26 protein-coding genes are annotated in these 23,159 nt (G+C 71.6%); 11 read left to right on the top strand and 15 right to left on the bottom strand.

The window, feature by feature from the left end; genetic code table 11:
- Nucleotides 1–433 precede the first annotated feature (433 nt).
- The 3 genes from glnII to ACF1BE_RS01330 form a co-directional block, all read right to left on the bottom strand.
- Nucleotides 434–1,474 carry a glutamine synthetase gene (glnII, locus tag ACF1BE_RS01340; RefSeq protein WP_392196913.1) on the bottom strand — a complete coding sequence of 347 codons (1,041 nt, stop codon included), beginning with the start codon at nt 1,472–1,474 and terminating at the stop codon, nt 434–436.
- A gap of 268 nt (nt 1,475–1,742) precedes the next feature.
- Entirely contained in the window at nt 1,743–2,477 is a 735-nt protein-coding gene (locus tag ACF1BE_RS01335) for a hypothetical protein (protein WP_392196912.1), read from the bottom strand.
- Between the two features lie 119 nt (nt 2,478–2,596).
- Nucleotides 2,597–2,968, bottom strand: coding sequence for an arsenate reductase family protein (locus ACF1BE_RS01330; protein WP_392196911.1), 372 nt, complete (start codon nt 2,966–2,968; stop codon nt 2,597–2,599).
- 220 nt (nt 2,969–3,188) lie between these two features.
- Between ACF1BE_RS01330 and ACF1BE_RS01325 the strand changes: the two genes are divergently transcribed.
- A complete protein-coding gene (locus tag ACF1BE_RS01325) occupies nt 3,189–3,503 on the top strand; it encodes a hypothetical protein (RefSeq protein WP_392196910.1) in 315 nt (104 codons plus the stop codon).
- A gap of 48 nt (nt 3,504–3,551) precedes the next feature.
- Here the strand turns inward: ACF1BE_RS01325 and ACF1BE_RS01320 are convergent, their stop codons facing one another.
- Nucleotides 3,552–4,295 (bottom strand): alpha/beta hydrolase, encoded by a 744-nt coding sequence (locus ACF1BE_RS01320; RefSeq protein WP_392196909.1) that lies wholly within the window; start codon nt 4,293–4,295, stop codon nt 3,552–3,554.
- Nucleotides 4,296–4,420: 125 nt separating this feature from the next.
- Here ACF1BE_RS01320 and ACF1BE_RS01315 point away from each other — a divergent pair, with 125 nt between their 5' ends.
- Nucleotides 4,421–4,678 (top strand): hypothetical protein, encoded by a 258-nt coding sequence (locus tag ACF1BE_RS01315; RefSeq protein ID WP_392196908.1) that lies wholly within the window; start codon nt 4,421–4,423, stop codon nt 4,676–4,678.
- A 21-nt stretch (nt 4,679–4,699) separates the two neighbouring features.
- Here the strand turns inward: ACF1BE_RS01315 and ACF1BE_RS01310 are convergent, their stop codons facing one another.
- From ACF1BE_RS01310 to glnA, 4 genes are all read right to left on the bottom strand, one after another.
- The gene (locus ACF1BE_RS01310) at nt 4,700–5,284 is read right to left on the bottom strand and encodes a hypothetical protein (RefSeq protein WP_392196907.1); all 585 of its coding nucleotides are present in this window, start codon (nt 5,282–5,284) and stop codon (nt 4,700–4,702) included.
- Nucleotides 5,285–5,287: 3 nt separating this feature from the next.
- Nucleotides 5,288–6,208 carry a zinc metalloprotease HtpX gene (htpX, locus tag ACF1BE_RS01305; RefSeq protein WP_392196906.1) on the bottom strand — a complete coding sequence of 307 codons (921 nt, stop codon included), beginning with the start codon at nt 6,206–6,208 and terminating at the stop codon, nt 5,288–5,290.
- A gap of 122 nt (nt 6,209–6,330) precedes the next feature.
- Nucleotides 6,331–6,585, bottom strand: coding sequence for a hypothetical protein (locus ACF1BE_RS01300; protein WP_392196905.1), 255 nt, complete (start codon nt 6,583–6,585; stop codon nt 6,331–6,333).
- Nucleotides 6,586–6,789: 204 nt separating this feature from the next.
- Nucleotides 6,790–8,199, bottom strand: a complete 1,410-nt coding sequence (gene glnA / locus ACF1BE_RS01295; protein WP_392196904.1) for a type I glutamate--ammonia ligase — start codon at nt 8,197–8,199, stop codon at nt 6,790–6,792.
- A gap of 211 nt (nt 8,200–8,410) precedes the next feature.
- On the opposite strand from glnA, the gene ACF1BE_RS01290 reads away from it, so the two are divergent.
- Complete coding sequence (locus ACF1BE_RS01290) at nt 8,411–8,878, top strand: RDD family protein (protein ID WP_392196903.1); 468 nt, start codon at nt 8,411–8,413, stop codon at nt 8,876–8,878.
- A gap of 63 nt (nt 8,879–8,941) precedes the next feature.
- Here ACF1BE_RS01290 and ACF1BE_RS01285 read toward each other — a convergent pair whose 3' ends face one another.
- Nucleotides 8,942–10,588 (bottom strand): FAD-dependent oxidoreductase, encoded by a 1,647-nt coding sequence (locus ACF1BE_RS01285; protein ID WP_392196902.1) that lies wholly within the window; start codon nt 10,586–10,588, stop codon nt 8,942–8,944.
- Nucleotides 10,589–10,788: 200 nt separating this feature from the next.
- On the opposite strand from ACF1BE_RS01285, the gene ACF1BE_RS01280 reads away from it, so the two are divergent.
- The 7 genes from ACF1BE_RS01280 to ACF1BE_RS01250 are packed head-to-tail and all read left to right on the top strand — an operon-like array spanning nt 10,789 to nt 16,025.
- A complete protein-coding gene (locus ACF1BE_RS01280; RefSeq protein WP_392196901.1) occupies nt 10,789–11,874 on the top strand; it encodes a SchA/CurD-like domain-containing protein in 1,086 nt (361 codons plus the stop codon).
- A gap of 33 nt (nt 11,875–11,907) precedes the next feature.
- Entirely contained in the window at nt 11,908–12,372 is a 465-nt protein-coding gene (locus ACF1BE_RS01275) for a cupin domain-containing protein (protein WP_392196900.1), read from the top strand.
- Nucleotides 12,369–13,637, top strand: a complete 1,269-nt coding sequence (locus ACF1BE_RS01270; RefSeq protein WP_392196899.1) for a beta-ketoacyl-[acyl-carrier-protein] synthase family protein — start codon at nt 12,369–12,371, stop codon at nt 13,635–13,637. Before ACF1BE_RS01275 ends, ACF1BE_RS01270 begins: the two co-directional genes overlap by 4 nt.
- The gene (locus tag ACF1BE_RS01265) at nt 13,634–14,878 is read left to right on the top strand and encodes a beta-ketoacyl synthase N-terminal-like domain-containing protein (RefSeq protein ID WP_392196898.1); all 1,245 of its coding nucleotides are present in this window, start codon (nt 13,634–13,636) and stop codon (nt 14,876–14,878) included. Before ACF1BE_RS01270 ends, ACF1BE_RS01265 begins: the two co-directional genes overlap by 4 nt.
- A gap of 54 nt (nt 14,879–14,932) precedes the next feature.
- Complete coding sequence (locus ACF1BE_RS01260; RefSeq protein WP_392196897.1) at nt 14,933–15,190, top strand: acyl carrier protein; 258 nt, start codon at nt 14,933–14,935, stop codon at nt 15,188–15,190.
- 1 nt (nt 15,191) lies between these two features.
- Entirely contained in the window at nt 15,192–15,671 is a 480-nt protein-coding gene (locus ACF1BE_RS01255) for an SRPBCC family protein (RefSeq protein ID WP_392196896.1), read from the top strand.
- 21 nt (nt 15,672–15,692) lie between these two features.
- Entirely contained in the window at nt 15,693–16,025 is a 333-nt protein-coding gene (locus tag ACF1BE_RS01250) for a TcmI family type II polyketide cyclase (RefSeq protein ID WP_392196895.1), read from the top strand.
- Nucleotides 16,026–16,101: 76 nt separating this feature from the next.
- On the opposite strand, the gene ACF1BE_RS01245 is transcribed toward ACF1BE_RS01250, so the two are convergent.
- Together ACF1BE_RS01245 and ACF1BE_RS01240 are read right to left on the bottom strand one after the other, a co-directional pair.
- Nucleotides 16,102–17,166, bottom strand: a complete 1,065-nt coding sequence (locus ACF1BE_RS01245; protein ID WP_392196894.1) for a methyltransferase — start codon at nt 17,164–17,166, stop codon at nt 16,102–16,104.
- Between the two features lie 43 nt (nt 17,167–17,209).
- Nucleotides 17,210–18,298: a nitrous oxide reductase family maturation protein NosD gene (locus ACF1BE_RS01240; protein ID WP_392196893.1), complete on the bottom strand. Its 1,089-nt coding sequence runs from the start codon at nt 18,296–18,298 to the stop codon at nt 17,210–17,212.
- 193 nt (nt 18,299–18,491) lie between these two features.
- On the opposite strand from ACF1BE_RS01240, the gene ACF1BE_RS01235 reads away from it, so the two are divergent.
- The gene (locus ACF1BE_RS01235; protein WP_392196892.1) at nt 18,492–19,688 is read left to right on the top strand and encodes a ferritin-like protein; all 1,197 of its coding nucleotides are present in this window, start codon (nt 18,492–18,494) and stop codon (nt 19,686–19,688) included.
- A 264-nt stretch (nt 19,689–19,952) separates the two neighbouring features.
- On the opposite strand, the gene ACF1BE_RS01230 is transcribed toward ACF1BE_RS01235, so the two are convergent.
- The 4 genes from ACF1BE_RS01230 to lipB all read right to left on the bottom strand — a co-directional run bounded on the left by ACF1BE_RS01230 (nt 19,953) and on the right by lipB (nt 23,021).
- On the bottom strand, nt 19,953–20,654 hold the full coding sequence (locus ACF1BE_RS01230) for a DUF4191 domain-containing protein (protein WP_392196891.1): 702 nt from the start codon (nt 20,652–20,654) through the stop codon (nt 19,953–19,955).
- 78 nt (nt 20,655–20,732) lie between these two features.
- Nucleotides 20,733–20,930: a hypothetical protein gene (locus tag ACF1BE_RS01225; RefSeq protein ID WP_356825203.1), complete on the bottom strand. Its 198-nt coding sequence runs from the start codon at nt 20,928–20,930 to the stop codon at nt 20,733–20,735.
- Nucleotides 20,931–21,161: 231 nt separating this feature from the next.
- Entirely contained in the window at nt 21,162–22,127 is a 966-nt protein-coding gene (lipA, locus tag ACF1BE_RS01220; protein WP_392196890.1) for a lipoyl synthase, read from the bottom strand.
- Nucleotides 22,128–22,223: 96 nt separating this feature from the next.
- Nucleotides 22,224–23,021 (bottom strand): lipoyl(octanoyl) transferase LipB, encoded by a 798-nt coding sequence (lipB, locus tag ACF1BE_RS01215; protein ID WP_392196889.1) that lies wholly within the window; start codon nt 23,019–23,021, stop codon nt 22,224–22,226.
- Nucleotides 23,022–23,159: the final 138 nt, after the last annotated feature.

Raw genomic sequence — 23,159 nt, 5'->3', positions numbered from 1 at the left:
TCGGGCGCGCCGGGGACGTACGTCGTTTCGCGCTGGCCGAAGGCCGGGGGTGTACGGCTTTAGAGGGCCCGCGCGTTCGTCGCGCGGCAACACACACGGTCGAAGTCGTGGTGCTGACGGGAAGGCCAGAACGGCTCGAGATCGTGACGACCCGTCGCGGTGGTCTTCTGGAAGCCGGCCATGAGCCCATTGAAGCAGAGGCGCACGGCCGGCAGGAGTCTCCTCTCACTGCTTGGACACCTCCTTGGCACGAAATTGACGTCGCGCGCGGCCACGGGACCGGACCGACGGCCTGGTCGGGGGCGCGACGGCCGCTCGACGTGTCCGGAACTCCGTCTCACTCCCCGGACAGCACCGCTGCGGCCGGGGCACGGCATGCGCGAGGGGGCGCCCGCCGTACCGGCGGGCGCCCCCTCGGGTGCGATTCGGCGGATCAGACCTGCCCGGCCTTCTCCAGCGCCGCGCAGCACGTGTCCACCAGCAGGCGGGTCACCACGTACGGGTCGACATTGGCGTTCGGGCGGCGGTCCTCGAGGTAGCCCTTGCCGTCCTTCTCCACCTGCCACGGGATACGGACCGAGGCGCCGCGGTCGGAGACGCCGTACGAGAACTCGTCCCACGGAGCCGTCTCGTGCAGGCCCGTCAGCCGCTCGTCGATACCGGCACCGTAGTTCTTGACGTGATCCAGCGGCTTCGAGCCCTCGCCGAGCGACTCGCACGCGGTGATGATCGCGGCGTAGCCCTCGGGGCCCTCGCGCATCGCCCTGGTGGAGAAGTTGGTGTGCGCGCCGGCGCCGTTCCAGTCGCCCTTGACCGGCTTGGGGTCCAGCGTCGCGGAGACGCCGAAGTCCTCGGCGGTGCGGTACAGCAGCCAGCGGGCCACCCACAGCTGGTCCGAGACCTCCAGCGGGGACAGCGGGCCGACCTGGAACTCCCACTGGCCCGGCATCACCTCGGCGTTGATGCCGCAGATGCCGAGACCCGCCTTCAGGCAGTTGTCCAGGTGCGCCTCGACGACCTCGCGGCCGAAGATCTCGTCGGCGCCGACACCGCAGTAGTAGCCGCCCTGCGGGGCGGGAAAGCCGTTCTCGGGGAAGCCGAGGGGGCGGGAGCCGTCGAAGAAGGTGTACTCCTGCTCGATGCCGAAGATCGGCTCCTGGGCCGCGAACCTCTCCGCGGTCTCGGCCAGCGCGGCCCGCGTGTTGGACGGGTGCGGGGTCAGGTCCGTGTCCAGGACCTCGCACAGCACCAGGATGTCGTCGCCGCCGCGGACCGGGTCCGGGCAGGTGAAGACCGGCCGCAGCACGCAGTCCGAGGAGCGGCCCTCGGCCTGGTTGGTGGAGGAGCCGTCGAAGCCCCACACCGGCAGCGCGTCGAGGCCGGCCGGGGCACCCGTGATGATCCTCGTCTTGGAGCGGAGCTTGGCCGTCGGCGCGGTGCCGTCGATCCAGATGTACTCAGCCTTGAAGGTCACGGGGCCACATCCTTCGGGGGTGGGTCGGTCGCACGCACGGGTGTCGCGGCGCTGCGGCACCGGGGCGCCGCGATCTGCCGCGCAGCCTGTCAACAGGCCGTTTCCCGGCCGTTGCCCGCACGTGAACCCCGTGTTACCCGGCTGCTGCGTGCGGCGGTTCACCTTGTGAGGCGTGGCCGGCCGCGGTATGGAGGCGCCGGTGTCCTGCTGCCCGTGGCCGTGGACAGCAGGACACCCGCGTCGCCGGACCGGTTCCCCGGTCCGGGCCTCACCCCACCTTCTCGATCACCGCCCGCCGGATGAGGAACTTGCCGGGCTCGCGGACCTGCTCGAACGCGGCGTTGTTCAGCAGGACGCAGCTGCCGGAGACGGACGTCACCTTCACCGTGGTCGACTTGTTGTTGTCCAGGTTGGTGACCTTCAGGGTGGTCCCCGCCGGGAACTGGCTGCTGGACGCGGCCGGGGCACCACCCTCACCGGAGAGCGTCACGGTGGAGCCCTTGCACACCTGCTGACCGGAGGCCTGCTGGTCGCCCCCTGCCTGCTGGTCGCCTCCGGCCTGCTGGTCGCCTCCGGCCTGCTGACCGTTCCCGGCCTGCTGACCGGCGCCCTGCTCAGCGCCCCCGGCCTGCTGGCCGGCACCCTGCTGGGCGTTGCCGTTCTGCCCCGCCTGGGAGTCCTGAGCCGACTCCCCAACGGTGCAACCGGACGCCTTCTGCTGGACCTTGATCTGGTCGATGACCGCCTGCCGGTTGGCGATCCGGGCCGCCGACTGCGCGTCCGGGTTCGCCTTCTGGCCGTCGATGAACTTCTGGTTGTTGCCGAGGGCGGTGGCGAGCCCCTGGCAGACCGTCGAATCACCGGCGGACAGCGTCTTCGCCTGCTGCGGCTGCGCGGCGTTGGAATTGCCGGCCAGCGCGAAGGCCCCGCCGCCCGCCACCGCCGCGGCGCTGACGAGCAGCGCGATCTTCTTCTTCGTGCCGAGACTTCTCCTGCGCGACATGCGCGCCTCCTGAAGAGCTAGGGGAGCGTACGCCGCTATGTACGAGATACCGAACGGAGTGACTCAACGGTCACCGCACTGTCTCAAGTAACCTGGATCACACAGGAGTTGCGGAGCGCTCAGCTCTGCCTGCCACGGGAGACGGCCTCCCGCACGGCCTCCTCGGTGCGTGCGACCACGGCCGTACCGTCGTCGGCGGTGATGATGGGCCGCTGGATCAGCCGGGGATGCTCGGCGAGGGCCGTGATCCACCGCCCCCGCGACGCCTCGTCGCGGGCCCAGTCCCCCATCCCCAGCTCCTTGGCGACCGCCTCCTGGGTGCGGGTGATGTCCCACGGCTCCAGGCCCAGCCGCTCCAGGACGGCCCTGATCTCGTCCTCGCCCGGCACGTCCTCAAGATAGCGGCGGACGGTGTAGTCGGCCTTCTCGGCGTCCAGCAGGCTGAGGGCGCTACGGCACTTGGAGCAGGCAGGGTTGATCCAGATTTCCATGCGGCACACGGTACCCGGCCTCACCTCTGTTCGAATTAATGACGCCTCGGCAGTCACACCGTCATCTGCCGTGACTGCGCGCCAGTTTCCGCTCCCACCTGCTTCTTTGCCGCCTCTCACGCACCCCCGGTTGTCAGTGCCCGGCAGTAGAATGGAGGCAGTGTTCGAGGGCAGGCGCCGGACCGCCGGCGGCTGCCCTGACCGCGACAGGAGGATGCCTGTGCCCGCTGCCGCCCTGAAGCCGAAGCCGTTGCCGACCCAGTCCACCGCCAAGCGATCCGTGCTGTTCGACTCGCCCTACGAACCCGTGGCGAAGCGCCCGCTGCCGGCCGGACGGCCCCGCGAGTGGTACGTCGCGCACAACCGGCGCCTGAAGGCCATGCGCCTCGCCATAGCCCTGCTCGACTCCGGCGTCCATCTGCCGGGTGAGGCCCGCGACGAGACCATCCGCGGCACGGCGGAGCGGATCGGGATGCGTCCACCGTCCGACACGACGTGCCACATGGTGCGGGCGCTGATGCGTTACGCCCGCTGAGCCGGCCATGCCGCCGGGTGCCCCGCCGGTGCGGGGCACCCGGCACCGTCAGGCCGTCGGCTCCCGCTCCGCCACGGCCTCCGTCAGGGCCGCCACCAGCGCCCTCCGGTCCTCCGCGTGGTCGCGCAGCCACATCCCCAGCCAGTGGTCGGCGTCCGGCAGTGCCAGGCGCGAGAACCGCGCGCGGGCCGACAGCGCCTCCTGCACGGCCCGGGTCACCACGGCCGGGACGACCGTGTCGGTGCCCGGGACCACCAGGACCGCCCGGCCCTCGTAGGACGAGAAGACCTCCAGGGCGGGGGAGGCCCGCCAGCTGTCCGGGGTGCGGATGATCTCAGAGAAGCGGCCGTCACCGTCGCCGAACGGCACCTCCCAGGCCTCGGGGGAGTAGACGGCGGGCGCGCACAGGCCGACGGCGGCCACCCGGCGTCCGTAGTGCCGCATCAGATCCGCGACCGTCTGGCCGCTCATGCTGAAACCGACCAGGACCAGCGGATCCTCCGCCGGCGCGTGGGCGTCGAGCACCGCCACCGCCTGCTCGTAGCGCCGGCGCAGGCTCAGTTCCGCGAGCGCGCCGGTGCTGTCGCCGTGACCGGAGAAGTCGAACGCCAGGGCGCGGCAGCCGCGGGCGGCGAAGTCGGCGATCAGCGGCGACAGCCGCTCCTTGCTGCCGTTGCCGGCGCCGTGCAGCAGGACCACCGTGGCCCGGCCGGCCGGACCGGCACCCACCCCGCTGAGCCGTTCGCCGTCGTACGCGTAGCTGAAACCGGTGAGTTCGTCCATGCGGGTCATTCACTCACGGCGCCCCCGCCGCCGGAAAACCGGATGCCGCCACGGTGACGTCCTCCCTACGCTGAGCGACGGAGATGCGACAGACACCCTCCACCCACCCCCGACCCGCCTCAGGGAGGTCCGTCATGCGTGGCACCCTCGCGACCGGCACCGTCGTCCTGGTGCTCCTCGGATGCGGCAACCACCTCTGGTGGCTCGCCGCCGTGGCCCTGCTGTACCTGTACGCGACGCACGGGCGCGGCTCGCCCGGACCGGACACCCCGCCCGACAGCTACCGGACCTACCGTGAGCGCCGGGACCGCCAGGCCGGATGGGAACGGCGCTACCGCCGGGAACGGCCCGTCGAGGCCCGGCGGCAGGAACGGGAGAAGGGCCGGCCGTGAGCCGGGGGCGCCGTGCGGACGTCACAGCCCGGGGGCGCCCCACACCGGGAACCAGCGGCCCAGGTCCGGCTCGATCCGCAGGTCGTCCCCGAGCACGGCCCGCACCTGGAGTTCCAGCGCGCTGTCCCGCCGCCCGGCGTCACCGGGCAGCGGGGCGAACGGGTAGAACGTCCCGCGCTTGTACAGGTAGACGAGCGCCAGTTTCCGGCCGGTGTCGTCCGTGAAGCCGGCCAGGGAGCACAGCAGTTGCGGGCCGAAGCCGTTGGCCTCCAGTGAGGTGTTCACCGCGTGCAGGTCGGACACGAGCTGCGGCAGCCGGTCGGGGGAGCGGCGGGACACCAGCCAGGAGTAGCCGTAGCCGTCCCGGCGCAGCTCCACCGGCGGGCCCGTGCGGTCGCTGTCCGCGTCCAGCAGCGCCCGCACCTCACGATGGGTCTGCTCGAAGGCCGCACCCTCCACGGTGGCGAAGCACACCGCTCCGTCCCCGGTCGCCGTGAAACCGGCCGCCGCCTGGAGCGTCACCGCGGCGGAGGGCAGCCCGAACAGCCGGTCGAGATCCGGTGCGACCGGTCTCGTACGGCCCAGCAGGATGTCCAGCAGACCCACCGCTCAGCCCGCCCTGCCCGGGCGGGCGGCCTCGCCCAGCTCCGCCGAGATCCGGCCGAGCTGCTCCAGCCGCTGCTCCAGGGCCGGGTGGGTGGAGAAGAACCGCTCGAGGCCCGCCTTCCCGCCGGTCGCCGGGGTGAAGTAGAAGGCGTTGAACGCCTGGACCGTACGCAGGTCCTCGGCCGGGATCCGGGCGATCTCCCCGGAGACCTTGGTGAGCGCCGACGCCAGCGCCGACGGCCTCCCCGTGAGGAGGGCCGCCGCACGGTCGGCCGCCAGCTCCCGGTACCGGGACAGCGCCCGGATCAGCAGGAAGCTGAGCGCGTACACGGCCAGGGAGACACCCAGTACGGCGGCGAGCACGGCGGCCGTGTTCTGGTCCCTCCGGCCCCCGCCCAGGATCTGCGAGTACAGGGCGAACCGCACGACCAGACCGGCGAGCACCCCCAGGAACGACGCGATCGTGATCACGGCGACGTCCTTGTGCCGCACGTGCGACAGCTCGTGCGCCAGCACGCCCTCCAGCTCCGCCGGATCCAGGCGGCGCAGCAGCCCGGTGGTCACGCAGACCACGGTGTGCTCGGGGCTGCGCCCGGTCGCGAACGCGTTCGGCATGTCCATCCGGGACACGGCGACCGCCGGCTTGGACAGGTCGGCCATCGCGCACAGCCGGTCCACCACCGTGTGCAGCTCCGGGTACTCCTCGCGCTCGACGACCCGCCCGCGCATCGCGAACATGGCGATCCGGTCGGAGAACCAGAACTGCGCCACGAACATCGCCCCGATCAGGACGGCGACCAGCACCCAGGACCGCAGCAGCACGATCAGCGCGGCGACGAACCCCACGTACAGCAGCCCGAGCAGGAACAGCGTCAGACCCATGCGCACGGTCAGGCGCCGGTCACTGTGAAAACGGCTCTGCATGCTGCATCACCCCGCAGTCAGGCACTCGTCCCGCATCCAGTGTGCACCCGCCGTTCCCCTGTGAAGCGGCCGGGACCGGGCCCAGGAGCGGACAGAAGGAGCCGCGGCCGCGCCGGCGCGTGTCAGTAGGAGGAGCGCATCTGCGCGTAGCCCAGCAGCACGATCACCACGGCCACGCAGCCGAGTACCACGGCCGTCGACACCCACGACGAGCGGCGGGGCGCCGGACCGGGGTCGGCGCGGAAGGGCACCGGGGCCGGCGGGTTCTCCTTCCAGCGGGCGGCGAGCATCCGCGCCCGCGCGGAGGGCTCCTTGTGCTCGGCCGAGCGCGCCCACCTGTGATCGAACTCGCGCTCCCAGTCGTCCTGTTCCGGCATCCCCGCTCAACCTCTCTCGTCCGGCAGAGTCCGGGGGGATGATCCCCCGACAATAGGAAGTCTGGGAAGCGCGAAAGGTTGCACGCGGAAGCGGACCGGCCGGCCGGGCCGGCGACGAGGGCGTGGCGCGCCGGGCCGACGACGAGGCCCCGCCGCTCTCCGTGCGGAGAGCGGCGGGGCCTGGTCAGCGCTTCGGGGCGACTGTCACACGTCGAAGTACAGCTCGAACTCGTGCGGGTGCGGGCGCAGCTGGAGCGGAGCGATCTCGTTGGTGCGCTTGAAGTCGATCCACGTCTCGATCAGGTCGGGCGTGAAGACGTCGCCCTGGAGGAGGAACTCGTGGTCGGCCTCGAGCGCGTCGAGGACGGCGTTCAGCGAGGTCGGGACCTGGGCCACGTTCGCGTGCTCCTCGGGAGCCAGCTCGTAGAGGTCCTTGTCGATCGGCTCGGCCGGCTCGATCTTGTTCTTGATGCCGTCCAGGCCCGCCAGCAGCAGGGCGGAGAAGGCCAGGTACGGGTTGCCGGAGGAGTCCGGGGCGCGGAACTCGACGCGCTTGGCCTTCGGGTTGGAACCCGTGATCGGGATACGCATGGCCGCGGAGCGGTTGCGCTGCGAGTACACCAGGTTGATCGGCGCCTCGAAGCCCGGCACCAGACGGTGGTAGGAGTTCACCGTCGGGTTGGTGAAGGCCAGCAGGGCCGGGGCGTGCCGCAGGATGCCGCCGATGTAGTAGCGGGCGGTGTCCGACAGGCCCGCGTAACCGGCCTCGTCGTAGAACAGCGGGTCGCCGTTGGTCCACAGCGACTGGTGCACGTGCATGCCCGAGCCGTTGTCACCGAAGATCGGCTTCGGCATGAAGGTCGCGGTCTTGCCGTTGCGCCAGGCGACGTTCTTGACGATGTACTTGAAGAGCTGGAGGTCGTCGGCGGCGGCGAGCAGCGTGTTGAACTTGTAGTTGATCTCGGCCTGGCCGGCGGTGCCCACCTCGTGGTGCTGGCGCTCGACCTTCAGGCCGGACCGCTCCAGCTCCAGGGAGATCTCCGCGCGCAGGTCGGCGAAGTGGTCGACCGGGGCCACCGGGAAGTAGCCGCCCTTGTAGCGGACCTTGTAGCCGCGGTTGTTCTCGACGGCGCCGGTGTTCCAGGCACCCGCCTCGGAGTCGATGTGGTAGAAGGACTCGTTCGCGCTGGTCGCGAAGCGCACCGAGTCGAAGACATAGAACTCGGCCTCGGGACCGAAGTACGCGGTGTCCGCGATACCGGTCGAGGCGAGGTAGGCCTCCGCCTTCTTCGCCACGTTGCGCGGGTCACGGGAGTACTGCTCGCCCGTGATCGGGTCGTGGATGAAGAAGTTGATGTTGAGGGTCTTGTCCCGCCGGAACGGGTCGACACGGGCGGTGGACAGGTCGGCACGCAGAGCCATGTCGGACTCGTGAATGGCCTGGAAACCACGGATCGAGGATCCGTCGAAGGCCAGCTCCTCGTCCGGGTCGAACGCCTCAACGGGCACCGTGAAGTGCTGCATGACGCCCGGCAGGTCGCAGAATCGGACGTCGACGAACTTGACGTCCTCGTCCGCGATGAACTTCTTGGCCTCGTCGGCGTTCTGGAACATCCAGCTCCTCCTACTCCCGACCGTCGACGCCGGGGTGGTAGATCGTTCGTGCGGCCAGTGCGGTGGCACACGCTGGTCATGACCCTAGGGACGGGTGATTTCTCGGGCGTGACCCGTTTGTTTCGCAGAAGTTAACCAGCCACCTTCCCACCGTAGCCCGGGGCACACCCCTGGGCGTAGTGCCCGGAACCGGGCACAGTACCGTGGACGGGTGGACAACAGGCAGGCAATCGGATCGTGGCTCTCCGGCCCCCGCGCGGCCATGGAGGACGCGGGCGCCGACTTCGGCTACCGGGGCGAGCAGCTCGGTCTCCCGGAAGAGGGACCGAACTCGATCGCACGGCCCGGACGGCGGCTCGGCGCCCTCGCCGTGGACTGGGCGCTGTGCGTGCTGATCGCATACGGCCTGATCACCCACGGCTACGGCCCGGCCACCAGCAACTGGGCACTCGGCGTCTTCTTCGTCCTGAGCGCCCTGACCGTCGGCACGGTCGGCTTCACCCCGGGCAAGCGCCTGTTCGGCATCCGGGTCGTGGCCCTGGAGACCGGGACCGTCAGCCCGGGACGCTCGCTGCTGCGCACGGTCCTGCTGTGCCTCGCGCTCCCCGCCCTGGTGTGGGACCGGGACGGCCGCGGCCTGCACGACCGGCTCGCCAGGACGGTCGAGGTCCGCATCTGACGCACGGCGCCGGACGCCACCCGCGTCCCCGCCACGGGTGACGTCCGCCGCGTACGCGCCCTCTCAGCGGCGGTGCAGGACCGCCGCCAGCACCTCCCGGAGCCCGGCCTCCTGATCCGGGACGGCGCCGGACGCGCGCCAGGCCACGAACCCGTCCGGCCGCACCAGCACCGCCCCGTCGGCCGTGACGCCGTGGGCCGCCGCCCAGTCGTCACCCGCCGTGTCGTACGTCAGTCCGGCGTCCCCGCCCGCACCGATCCGGTACGCCTCCAGCGGCACACCGTCCGTGCCGGCGACGCGGCGGGCGGCCGCGTGCCAGCCGGCGCCGGCGGCCGACCCGGCGTCGCAGAGCAGCACCGGTGACCGCTCGTACAGGTCGAGCGTGGAGATCCGCTCGCCCGCGCGGCGCAGCCACAGGTGCGGGGCCCGGCTGCCCGGCTCCCCGGTCAGCCGCAGCCCGTCGGGTACGACCGGCTGGTCCGGGTCGGCGCCCACGACGGCGCCCTCGGGGTAGCGGTAGCCGAGGACCACGTTGAGGATGCCGCCGCGCTTGCCGCCGCCGATGCCGGGCGCGGGCGCGAAACCGGGATGGCTGTGCTCCACCGAGCGGGCCGAGGCCCGGGCGCTGGTCGCCAGGGCAACCGGCCGGCGCTCGGTGTCGTACGTCCCCAGCAGTCCGGGCCCGGCCCAGCCGCCGAGCACGGCGGCCAGCTTCCAGGCCAGGTTGTGGGCGTCCTGGATGCCGGTGTTGGAACCGAACGCGCCGGTCGGCGACATCTCGTGGGCGGAGTCGCCCGCGAGGAACACCCGATCGGCCGCATATCGTTCGGCCACCCGTTCGGCGGCCCGCCAAGAGGCCCTTCCGGTGATCTCGACATCCAGGTCCGGGACGCCGACCGCGTGGCGGATGTGCCGCTGGAGCCGCTCCTCGGTGAACTCCTCCAGCGTCTCGCCGTGCTCCGGGTGCCAGGGGGCGTGGAAGACCCAGTTCTCCTTGTTGTCGACCGGCAGCAGCGCCCCGTCGCCCCCCGGGTCGGTGAGGTAGCAGCAGATGAAACGCCGGTCGCCGACGACGTCGGCGAGCAGCTTGGAGCGGAAGGTGACGCTCACGTTGGCGAAGAGGTCGCCGGGGCCGTCCTGCCCGATGCCGAGCCGGCCCCGGACGGGGCTGCGCGGACCGTCGGCCGCGACCAGGTAGTCCGCGCGGACGGTGTAGAGCCGGTCGCTGTCGCGGTCCCGGACGTACGCCGTCACTCCTTCGGGGTCCTGCGCGAACGACTCCAGCTCGTGGAAGTAGCGCAGGTCGCCGCCGAGCGCGCGGGCCCCCTTCACGAGGACCGGCTCCAGGTCGTTCTGACTGCACAGGCACCATCCCGTGGGGCTGAATCTCGCGAGCCCGCCGCCCGGGTCGATCTCCTTGAACAGCCATTCGCCGGCGTCGCCGACCAGGGTCGGGGTCTGGAGGATGCCGTGGTTGTCCGCGAGGAGCGAGGCCGCCTCCCTGATGCCGGGCTCGACACCGGCCCGCCGGAACAGCTCCATCGTCCGCACGTTGTTGCCGCGTCCGCGCGGGTGGACCGAGGTCCCGGAGTGCCGCTCGACGAGCATGTGCCCTACGCCGAGACGGCCCAGGAACAGGGACAGGGACAGGCCCACCAGAGAGCCGCCCACGACGAGGACGGGAACCTGGTGATCGGCTTTCTGCTGCATCGAGGCTCCTGAGGCAGAGGTGGGGTGTGGAGCGTGTCGCAGTGTCCATGCCCGGTGGGAGGGGTTCCGCGTGCGCAATCACCCGCGTGGTTCACGCGGGTCGCGCGCATCGGGGGACCGGCACAGGATCAGAAAGCGCTGACGTCGCGTCATGGCGGCCGGCGTTCGGCTCTGCCCCCCGTGAAGGAGATGTGCGCAGCATGACCACCACGTCGGAAAAGGTTTCGGAACAGCTGACGCGACACGTGTCGAAGCGGGTCTCCCAGTCCGTGTTCGACGGCTCCCGCCTCCGGGTCGTCCTGCTGGTGGACGTACACGACGGCGCCCAGCAGCAGTTCCTGGAGGCCTACGAACAACTGTGCAACCAGGTCGCGTCCGTGCCCGGGCACGTCAGCGACCAGCTGTGCCAGTCGATCGAGAACCCCTCCCAGTGGCTCATCACCAGCGAGTGGGAGAGCGCCCCGCCGTTCCTCGCCTGGGTGAACAGCGAGGAGCACGTGCGGATGGTGGAGCCGCTCCACAGCTGCGTGCGCGACACCCGCTCGCTGCGCTTCCACATCGTCCGCGAGACGGGCGGCGACACCGCCGCGGCCAGCGCGGCACAGCGCCGGCTCCAGACGTCCCCGCGGATCGGCGACGGCGTGATCCGGCACGCGCTCACCTTCACGGTGAAGCCGGGCACCGAGCCGCAGGTCGCGAAGATCCTCGCGGACTACGCCTCGCCCGAGGCGCGGGTCGACGAGACCACCCGTCTGATGCGCACCTCCCTGTTCATGCACGGCAACCGGGTCGTCCGGGCCATCGAGGTCCGCGGCGACCTGCTCGCCGCACTGCGCCACGTCGCCCGGCAGCCCGAGGTACGGGCCGTCGAGGAGGCCATCAACCCGTACCTGGAGCAGGAGCGGGACCTCGACGACCAGGAGTCCGCGCGGGTGTTCTTCACCCGTGCGGCGCTGCCGGCCGTCCACCACGTCAGCGCGGACGAACTGCCCGAGGGCGAGCGGCACGCGCTGTACTACCCCGCCCGGCCGGGCCGCGGGATGCGGCTGGCCGAGCTGCTCGCCCGGCAGGACGAGGAGGCGGCGGACGACCCGGGCAGCCCGGTCCTGCGCAGCACGATCTTCCAGCGTGACGACGTCGTCGTCCGGCTGATCGACGTGCGCCCCGGCCCGGGCGCCGACGCGGCCCTGCCGCCACGCGCGGCGCAGGCCCCGCTGGACGCCCTGCTGGACGGCGACGCCGTCCGCATGGAACTCATCACCGACCGCCGCTCGCCGGTCGCCTGACTGTCAGGCGCAGCACACCCACGGAGGAACGTCGTGATCAAACCCCTTCCGAAGATCGTGAACCTCAGCGAGGTCGAGCACAACACCCGGCGCGGCGGCGATCTGCGCGCCATGCTCACTCCGGCCACGGTGGGCTCCACCAGCGGATTCATGGGCGTGGCCCTCATCCAGCCCGGCGAGCGCATCGGTGAGCACTACCACCCGTACTCCGAGGAGTTCGTGTACGTCGTCTGCGGGGAGCTGGAGGTGGACCTCGACGGCGAGCCGCACCCCCTCCGGCCGGAGCAGGGACTGATGATCCCCGTCAACATGCGCCACCGCTTCCGCAACGTGGGCGACGTGGAGGCGCGGATGGTCTTCCACCTGGGCCCACTGGCCCCGCGCCCGAGCCTGGGACACGTCGACACGGAGGAGACGGAGGTCATCGGGGCCGCCGCGGTGGTCACGGAGCCCGCTGCCGCGGGTGTCGCCTCCGGCCGGGGTCAGGTCCGGTCATGACCCGGCGCGTGGCGGTCACTGGCATAGGCATCGTCGCCCCGGGCGGCATCGGCGTACCGGCCTTCTGGGACCTGCTCGCCAACGGCCGGACCGCGACGCGGGGCATCACCTTCTTCGACCCCTCGGGACTGCGGTCGCGCATCGCGGCGGAGTGCGACTTCGACCCGGCGGCACACGGCCTGGACGAGGAGGAGACCGCACGCGCGGACCGGTACATCCAGTTCGCGCTGGTCGCCGGGGCGGAGGCGGTCCGCGACTCGGGCCTCGACCTGGCCCGGGAGGACCCGTGGCGGGTCGGGGTGTCCCTGGGCACCGCGGTCGGCGGCACCACCCGGCTGGAGCACGACTACGTCCTGGTCAGCGACCGCGGGGAGCACTGGGACGTCGACCACCGGCAGGCGGAGCCGTACCTGCACCGGGCGTTCTCGCCCAGCACGGTCGCCTCCGCGGTGGCGGAACGGTTCGGCGCCCAGGGGCCGGTGCAGACCGTCTCCACCGGCTGCACCTCCGGCCTGGACGCGGTCGGGTACGCCTTCCACACCGTCGAGGAGGGCCGGGCGGACATCTGCATAGCGGGTGCCTCCGACTCCCCGATCTCCCCGATCACCATGGCCTGCTTCGACGCGATCAAGGCCACGTCCCCCAACAACGACGACCCCGCCCACGCCTCCCGGCCCTTCGACAACAACCGTGACGGCTTCGTCATGGGCGAGGGCGGCGCGGTGCTCGTCCTGGAGGAACTCGAACACGCCCGGGCCCGCGGCGCCCACGTGTACTGCGAACTGGGCGGCTACGCCACCTTCGGCAACGCCTACCACATGACCGGCCTGACCAGCGAGGGCCTGGAGATGGCGCGGGCCATCGACCTGGCCCTCGACCACGCCCGGCTGGACCCGACGGCGATCGACTACGTCAACGCGCACGGCTCCGGCACCCGGCAGAACGACCGTCACGAGACGGCGGCCGTGAAGCGGGCGCTCGGCCCGCACGCCTACGACACCCCGATGAGCTCCATCAAGTCGATGGTGGGGCACTCCCTCGGGGCGATCGGGGCGATCGAGGTCGTCGCCTGTGTGCTGGCCCTGGCCGAGCAGGTCGTACCGCCGACCGCCAACTACGACACCCCCGACCCCGAGTGCGACCTGGACTACGTCCCGCGCGTCGCCCGCGAACGGAAGCTCTCCAGCGTCCTGTCCGTGGGCAGCGGGTTCGGGGGCTTCCAGTCCGCCGTGGTCCTGACCCGGACGAGGGAGAGGACACCATGAGCGAACCGCACGACCGGCGCGCGGCCATCACCGGCATCGGGGTGGTCGCGCCGAACGGCACCAGCACCGGCACCTTCTGGAAGGCCACCCAGGAAGGCCTCAGCGTCCTCGACCGGGTCACCCGTGAGGGCTGTGAGCACCTTCCGCTGAAGGTGGCCGGCGAGGTCCGCGGCTTCGACCCCGCGGCGACGATCGAGGAGCGGTTCCTCGTCCAGACCGACCGGTTCACGCACTTCGCCATGGCCGCGGCCGACCTCGCCCTGGACGACGCACGGCTCGGGCAGGCCGACGCCTCCGAGGCGCCCTACTCCATCGGCGTGGTGACGGCGGCAGGCTCCGGCGGCGGCGCGTTCGGCCAGCGCGAACTCCAGCAGCTGTGGAGCAAGGGCAGCCGGTTCGTCGGCCCCTACCAGTCCATCGCCTGGTTCTACGCCGCCAGCACCGGCCAGATCTCCATCCGCCGCAAGTTCAAGGGCCCCTGCTCGGTCGTCGCCTCCGACGAGGCCGGCGGCCTGGACGCCCTGGCGCACGCGGCACGGGCGGTCCGGCGCGGCACCGACGTGATCGTGGCCGGTTCCACCGAGGCGCCGCTGGCGCCGTACTCGGTGGTGTGCCAGCTCGGCTACGAGGAGCTGAGCACCGTGGCCGACCCGTCCCGCGCCTACCGCCCGTTCACCGAGGACGCCTGCGGGTTCGTGCCGGCCGAGGGCGGCGCGATGCTCGTGGTGGAGGCGGAGCCGGCCGCCCGGGAGCGCGGCGCGGACGTCCGCGCCTACCTCGCGGGACACGCGGCGACCTTCACCGGCGCCTCCCGCTGGACGGAGTCCCGGGAGGGGCTCGCCCAGGCGATGCGCGGCGCCCTGGCCGACGCGCACTGCGCCCCGGAGGAGGTCGACGTGGTCTTCGCCGACGCCCTCGGGGTACCGGAGGCCGACCGCGCCGAGGCGCTCGCCATCGCCGACGTCCTCGGCGCACACGGCCGGCGCGTGCCCGTCACGGCGCCCAAGACCGGAACCGGCCGCGGCTACTGCGCGGCACCGGTGCTGGACACCGCGGCGGCCGTGCTCGCACTGGAGCACGGCCTGGTCCCGCCCACCCCGGGTGTCGTCGCCGTCTGCCACGACATGGACCTGGTGACCGGCCGCGCCCGCCCCGCCGAGTTGCGTACGGCGCTGGTCCTCAGCCGGGGCCTCATGGGGTCGAACTCGGCACTCGTCGTGCGCCACGGCGCCGCCGGGTGAGCCGCGCCCCCGCACTCCCAGCACCACACCAGCAGCAAAGGAGAAGGAATCGCCATGAGTGACCGCATCACCGTGGAAGAGCTGTCCGAACTCATGAAGAAGGCCGCCGGAGTCACCGTCTCCCCGGAGGAGCTCCAGCAGGCGTACGACTCCGGCTTCGACGCCCTCGGCGTCGACTCGCTCGGCCTGCTCGGCATCGTCGGCGAGCTGGAGAACCGGCACGGGGCACCGATGCCGACCGACGCGGAGCGTTCCAGGACGCCCCGCCAGTTCCTCGACCTCGTCAACAGCGCACTGCCCGCGGGAGCCTGACATGACCGGACACACCCGGAACGAGATCACCATCGCGGCACCCGTCGACCTGGTCTGGGACATGACCAACGACGTCGCGAACTGGCCACGGCTGTTCAGCGAGTACGCCCGGGCCGACATCCTCTCCCAGGAGGGGAACAAGGTCACCTTCCGCCTCACCATGCACCCCGACGAGAACGGCACGGTGTGGAGCTGGGTCTCGGAACGGGAGACCGACCGCGACCGGCTGAGCGTCACGGCCCGCCGCATCGAGACCGGCCCCTTCGCCCACATGGACATCCGCTGGGACTACGAGGAGGTACCGGAAGGCACCCGGATGATCTGGACCCAGGACTTCGCGATGAAGCCCGACGCACCCGTGGACGACGCCTGGATGACCGACAACATCAACAAGAACTCCAAGGTCCAGCTGGCCCTGATCCGGGACAGGATCGAGAAGGCGGCCGCCGGTCACCGGCCCGCCCCGGCCCTGGCCGACTGAGCCGGACGACAGGAGAAGACCGTGCACCAGGCCCTGATCGTCGCCCGTATGGCCCCGGGTTCCGCCGCCGACATCGCCAAGGTGTTCGCGGAGTCCGACCGGGGAGAGCTGCCGCACCTCGTCGGCGTCGTCCGGCGCAGCCTCTTCCAGTTCGGCGATGTGTACATGCACCTCGTCGAGTCCGAGCGGGAGCCGGGACCGGCCATCGCCAAGGTCACCTCGCACCCCGCATTCGTCGAGGTCAGCGAGCGCCTCTCGGCGTACGTCAGCGCCTACGACCCGGAGACCTGGCGGTCCCCGAAGGACGCGATGGCGCAGCGCTTCTACCTCTGGGAGCGCGACGCCGCGGTGTGAGACCCCCGTCCGGCCACCGGTGCCGGGCCCGCGTCCGACGCGGGCCCGGCACCGGTGTCGCGCGTGAGGCGTCCGCTCACGCGGAGACCGTGCAGTCGAAGGCGTGCAGATAGGGGTTGACCGGCCGGATGTCACCGACGGTCAGGCCCGCGCCCTCCAGCCGCGCGACCATGCTGGCGGTGGTGTGCTTGGCCCCGCCGACGTTGAGCAGCAGCAGCAGGTCCATGGCGGTGCTGAACCGCATCGACGGGGTGTCGTCGACGAGGTTCTCGATGACCACGACCCGGGTACCGGAACCACCCGCCCGGACCACGTTGCGCAACAGTCTGGTCGTGGACTCGTCGTCCCACTCCAGGATGTTCTTGATGATGTAGACGTCGGCCTCGACCGGGACGGACACGCGGACGTCGCCGGGCACGATGCGCGCCCGGTCGGAGAGGTCGCCGCCCTCGCGCAGCCGCGGCACGGCGTTCTCCACCACCCGGGGCAGGTCGAGCAGGTAGCCCCGCATCGCCGGGTACTTGTCCAGCAGGCTCGCCACCACGTGCCCCTGCCCGCCGCCGAGGTCCGCGACGGACGAGGCGCCGGACAGGTCCAGCAGCGCGGCGACGTCGCGTGCCGACTGCTCGCTGGAGGTGGTCATCGCGCGGTTGAAGACGTCGGCCGACTCGGGGGCGTCCTCGTTCAGGTAGACGAAGAACTCCTTGCCGTAGAGGTCCTCGACGACGTTGCGGCCGGAGCGCACCGCCTCGTCCAGCCTCGGCCAGGCGTCCCAGGTCCACGGCTCGGTGCACCACAGGGAGATGTAGCGCAGGCTGTTCGGGTCGTCCTCGCGCAGCAGCCGGGACATGTCGGTGTGGGCGAACGTCCCGTCCGGCCGCTCGGCGAAGACGCCGTAGCAGGACAGGGCGCGCAGCAGCCGGCGCAGCGGCTTGGGCTCGGCCCGCACCGCCGCCGCGAGGTGCTCCACGGTCAGGGGCGCGTCGCCGAGTACGTCGGCGACGCCCAGCCGGGCGGCGGCGCGGACGGCGGCGGCACACGCCGCCCCGAACACGAGCTCCCTCAGTCGCATCGACGGCGGAGGGGCTGGGGTCGCCCCCTGCCCGGCCGGTGCCGACAGCTCGGGGGATGGTGCGGTCATGTGCCGCCTTCCTTCCTTGCGTGGGTGGGGTGCGGCTGTCCGGTCAGCACAGTCCCGCGGGCTTGGAGGCCCGGCAGGAGTTGCCGTCGAAGGCGTTCTTGCGCTTGGCGGCCTCCTGGTTCACCAGGTCCGCCGGGGCGTTGTTCTCCAGGTGGTTGCCGGTGATCCGGTTCCGTTCGCTCGTGGCGCCCACGAAGCTCTTGAACAGGACGATGCCCCCCGACAGCGGGGACCTGCCCGAGTGGCCGATGACCGTGTTCCTCGTCACCAGTGCCTTCTCGGTGCCGGTGAGCACGATGCCGGAACCCTTCAGGTAGGGCAGCCGGGCGGTCTTGGGGCAGTACTTGTTGTTCCGCTCCAGGCGGTTGTCGCTCACGGTCAGGGCGCCCGCCCGCGGCTTGTTCTCGTCGCCGACGACGAACACGCCGGCGCAGTTGTCGGTGAGGTAGTTGCTGGTGACGGTGAGGTTGCGCAGCCGGCGGACGGTGATGCCGATGCGGTTGTCCTCGAGGTGGTTGCGCTCGACCAGCGCGCCCTTGCTGTCGGCGGCGCCCTGCTCGGCCTTCACGTTGTTGGCGAGGAACAGGCCCGCGTCGCCGTTGCCCCGGGCGGTGTTCTCCCGGAAGACGCCGCGGGTGGAGTGCTCCTGGGCGATGCCCCACTGACCGTTGTCGTCGGCGGTCACCCGGCGCACGGTCAGGTGGTCGGTGCCCATGGACCACAGGCCGGTACGGGAGAAGCCGGTCACCTTCAGGTCGGCGACGGTGACGTTCCGCAGGGCCTTGTTCTTCCCGCCGACGACACAGATGCCGTTGCCGTTCCCGGAACAGGTGACGGAGGCCTTCTTCGAGGTGGCGGGGGTGGCGGAGGTCTTCGCGGCCGGCTTGATCACCGTGCGGTGACCCACACCGCGCAGCGTCACTCCCGCGGTCCGCACCGTGACGCTCCCGCGGTAGGTGCCGGCGAGCACGAGCACGGTGTCGCCGGACCGGGCGGCGTTCACCGCCTTCTGGATCGACTCACCCGGATGCACCACGAGGGTCCGGTGGGCGGCCGACGCCGGAGCGGTGCCGGCGAACGTGCCGAGGAGGGTCGCGGTGCACGCGAGGTACGTAAAATGGCGTTTTTTCACATTCCGAAGGCTAGAAGCGCACGACCCGATCACCTGGTGGATGCTCCGTTCGGCGGCGTGTCCGCCGGAGACGGGGGAGCGCCCCGCCCGGGCGCCCGGGGAACGGCCGTACGGGCTGCTAGCTTCGCGAGCGGTCCGAGGGCCCCGGGCGTCCCGGGGCGGTGCGGGGCCATGGCCGCGAGCGGAGGCAACGGTGACCGGTACCACGGAAGACGCGCACGGTTCGGCAGCCGACCCCTTCAAGCGCCGCAGTTTCCTGGCATCGGCGGCCCTGGTGGCCGCCGCCCGCATCCCGGCCGCGGATCCGGTGCGGGCCGCCGGTCCCCCCGACCCGGCCGGTCCCCCCGACCCGGCCGGGGGTCCCGGGCAGTCCGGCGCACTGCCGGAGTGCGGGCCGGCCGCCGGGCCCGGCTGCCGGTCCGTGGCGGGACTGCTCGCCGTCCCCGAGGCGGACCGCGGGGTCGGCTGGCTGAGGCAGGCCCTGGAGGCGGCCGTGGCACTCGAACTCGCCACGCTCCCGCCCTACCTGTGCGCCTGGTGGTCCGTCGGGGACCGCCGCGGCGAGGCCGCCCGGCTGATCAGGCGCATCATCGGTGACGAGATGTATCACCTGGGCGTGGTCTGCAACCTGCTGGTGGCCGTGGGCGGCCGGCCCCGGATCAGGGACGCGGCGCCCGCCTATCCCGGACCGCTGCCCGGCGGTGTGCGCAGCGGGGTGAAGGTGTACCTGTCCGGGCTCACCCGGCCCTTCGTGCACGACGTGATGATGGCGATCGAGGCCCCCGACAGGCCGCTCGCCCGGGCGGCGGACCGCTCGCCCAGCATCGGCGATTTCTACGGCGACCTGCTGAAGGCGTTCCGTGAGGCGGCGCCGGAACTGTCGGCACGCGGACAGCTGTCCAGCCGCATCGGCTCCGACGAGCTGAAGCCGGTCAGGACACTCGCGGACGTCGAGCGCTGCGTCGCGATCGTCAAGGAGCAGGGCGAGGGGACCGCGAGTTCTCCGGCCGACGCCTTCCAGGACGACCATCCGGCGCACTACTACGCCTTCGCCGAGATCTACCACGGTCGGCAGCTGCGCCGCACCGCCCACGGCTGGTCGTTCACCGGCGCGGCCGTGCCGTTCCCCGACGCCCGGCCCATGGCGCGGGTCCCGGCCGGCGGCTGGCCGCACCCGCCGGAGCGGGTCCGGCAGCTCCTGGACCGGTTCGACAGCACGTACGCCACCGTGCTGGACAAGCTCGACGCGGCCTGGTCCGGCGGCGGCCCGAGCGCCATGGGCGCGGCCGTCCACGCCATGCGCGCGATGGAGGAGCCCGCCGTGGAGCTGATGGAGATCCCGATCCCGGACGCCCCGGGCAACTACGGCCCACAGTTCCGCCGGCCCTAGGCCCTCTCGTTCGGATCATGCCGGGCTCGCGGGTCCTGGCACCGCGCCTCGCCGCGTTGTCGTCGGTTGCCATGGCTCCGCCATGGCGCCCTCCTCCGCCGTGCGATGCACGGCACCAGGACCCGCTCCCCGATCCGGCCTGATCCGAACGAAAGACCCTAGGTGTGTTGTCCGGGACGACGTCGGCCCCGACGACGCCCAGGGGCGCGCGGGGCCTGACTGTCGTGCGGACGGCCGGTGGCGGTACGCGGTGGTGCGGAGTGCTCAGCGCCCCCGCGGTCCGCCCTTGGGCAGCTTCATGCCCTTCGGCATCGGGCCCTTGGGCATCGGCATGTTGCTCATCAGGTCGCCCATGGCTCGCAGCCGGTCGTTGGTGGCCGTGACCTGGGGGCCGGTGAGCACGCGCGGCAGCTTCAGCATGGTGGTGCGGAGCTTCTTCAGCCCGACCTGGCCCTCGCCGGTGCCGACGATCAGGTCGTGCACCGGGACGTCCGCGACGATGCGGTTCATCTTCCTCTTCTCGGCGGCCAGCAGGCTCTTCACCCGGTTCGGGTTGCCCTCGGCGACCAGCACGATGCCGGCCTTGCCGACCGCCCGGTGCACCACGTCCTGGCTGCGGTTCATCGCCACCGCCGGAGTGGTCGTCCAGCCGCGGCCGATGTTGTCCAGCACGGCCGCCGCGGCACCCGGCTGGCCCTCCATCTGGCCGAAGGCGGCCCGCTCGGCCCGGCGGCCGAACACGACGGCCGTCGCCAGCAGGGCGATCAGCAGACCGAAGACACCCAGGTAGACCGGGTGGCCGATCAGGAAGCCGATCGCGAGGAAGACACCGAGCGTGCCGATGCCGACGGCCGCGAGCACCAGGCCGATCGTCTTGTCGGCCTTGCGGGTCATCTTGTACGTGAGGGCGATCTGCTTCAGTCGCCCGGCATTCGCGGCGTCCGCCGCGGGTTCCTTCCTCGCCATGTCACGAAGTCTACGTGCCCCCGGGAGCGCGGACGACGGCAGTGTCCGGCGGGGGGCCGCCGTGGGCCGGGGCGGGCGTCAGGAGCGGGTGGCGGCCTGCTCCAGGAACCGCTGGGCCTCGACCCGGTCCTTGGCGCGGCGGCGGTCCTCCAGGACGGAGGTCCAGGCGTTGCGGCGGGCGGTGCGCTGACCGCCGCTCATCAGCAGCGACTCGACGGCCCGAAGGGCGTCGGTGAAGGACGGGATCGCGGTGGCGTGTACCGGCGCGGCCTGCATGGTCGGGGTCCCCCCTGGAAGCGGATGGTGTACGGGGCGTGATACCAGAGTCACTGTTTGGTGTTACCAGGGCGTGTCCGACCGGTCAAACACCCATGAACCCGAATGCGTCGCCCCGTGAACGCCGACGCGGCCCTGACGTACGCCCTCATCAGCGAGGACGGTCAGGACCGCATCGGTTCGGCCATTACCGGCCGGTAATGGCTCGTGCGTGAATTCACACAGTCTGTCTCACACGGCCTGGGCCGCGATGTACGAGCCGCGCTTCTCCACGGCCATCTGGTAGAGACGGCCGGCGCGGTAGGACGACCGCACCAGCGGGCCGGACATCACACCGGAGAAGCCGATCTGCTCGGCCTCCTCCTTCAGCTCCACGAACTCGTGCGGCTTGACCCAGCGCTCCACCGGGTGGTGTCGCACGGACGGACGCAGGTACTGGGTGATGGTGACCAGTTCGCAGCCCGCGTCGTGCAGCTGCTTCAGCGCCTCGCTGACCTCCTCGCGGGTCTCGCCCATGCCGAGGATCAGGTTGGACTTGGTGACCAGGCCGAAGTCGCGGGCCTCGGTGATGACCTTCAGGGAGCGCTCGTAGCGGAACCCGGGGCGGATCCGCTTGAAGATCCTGGGGACGGTCTCGACGTTGTGCGCGAAGACCTCGGGCCGGGCGGAGAAGACCTCCGCGAGCTGCTCGGGGACCGCGTTGAAGTCGGGCGCCAGCAGCTCGACCTTGGTCCGGCCGGCCTCCCGGCCCGCCGTCTGGAGGTGGATCTGGCGCACGGTCTCGGCGTACAGCCAGGCGCCGCCGTCCGCCAGGTCGTCGCGGGCGACGCCGGTGATGGTGGCGTAGTTCAGGTCCATGGTGACCACGGACTCGCCCACGCGACGCGGCTCGTCCCGGTCCAGCGCCTCGGGCCTGCCCGTGTCGATCTGGCAGAAGTCGCAGCGCCGGGTGCACTGGTCACCGCCGATGAGGAAGGTCGCCTCGCGGTCCTCCCAGCACTCGTAGATGTTCGGGCAGCCGGCTTCCTGGCAGACCGTGTGCAGGCCCTCGCTCTTCACGAGGCTCTGCATCTTCGTGTACTCGGGGCCCATTTTCGCCCGGGTCTTGATCCACTCGGGCTTGCGCTCGATGGGGGTCTGGCTGTTGCGGACCTCCAGGCGCAGCATCTTGCGTCCGTCGGGTGCGACTGCGGACACGACCGGCTCCCTAGCGATTGATTCTTCGGCGTTCCCCAGGGTACGCCCGTTGATTTCATGGCCCGGTGCGGGCGCCGTCCTCGGGGGCGGCCCTCGCTACGCGGGTGTCCTCTCGATCACCCGCGGCTTGAGGTCCGCGTTCTCCAGGATGTCCCGCAGGTGCTTCTCGACCACCGGCAGGACCTCCTCGACCGTGACGTCCCGGCCCAGCTCGCCCGCGAGCGAGGTGACGCCCGCGTCGCGGATGCCGCACGGGATGATCCGGTCGAACCAGACGTTGTCGGGGTTCACGTTGAAGGAGAAGCCGTGCATCGTGACGCCCTTGGCGACCCGGATGCCGATCGCGGCGATCTTGCGGTCCTCGCGCCGCTGGCCGGCGTTGGAGGGGGCGTACTCCGGGCCGTCCAGGCGGGGGTCGAACTCCTCGTCGGTCAGCCGCGGATCGAAGTCGAGGGAGAGGCCGCCGAGGGCGGGGCGCCGCTCGACCGGGTCGCCGAGCACCCACACGCCGCTGCGGCCCTCGACCCGGGAGGTCTCCAGGCCGAAGTCGGCGCAGGTGCGGATGAGAGCCTCCTCCAGGCGCCGCACGTGTGCGACGACGTCCACCGGGCGGGGCAGCTTCTGGATCGGGTACCCCACCAGCTGGCCCGGGCCGTGCCAGGTGATCTTGCCGCCGCGGTCGACGTCGATGACCGGGGTGCCGTCCAGCGGGCGCTCGCTGTCCTCCGTGCGGCGGCCCGCCGTGTACACCGGGGGGTGTTCCAGGAGGAGCACGGTGTCCGGGACCTCGTCGGCGAATCGGGCCGCGTGCACCCGGCGCTGCTCGTCCCAGGCCTCCTGGTACTCGACGGCATCCGCACCGAACCCCATACGGACGAACCGCAACTCACTCACGGCAAGCGCCTCCCTCAGCGACCGGTGTGTCAGGCGCGTGGCACGCCCACGCCACTGTACGTCCGACCGGAGTACGTCAGCCCTGCGGGCGTTCCTCACACGATCGGATGAATGCCTCGTGAAATGTGCGATCGTCCG

The organism is Streptomyces sp. NPDC014991 (genome assembly GCF_043080665.1).
GTDB lineage: Bacteria > Actinomycetota > Actinomycetes > Streptomycetales > Streptomycetaceae > Streptomyces.
This window is presented reverse-complemented; position numbering and strand designations above follow the sequence as displayed.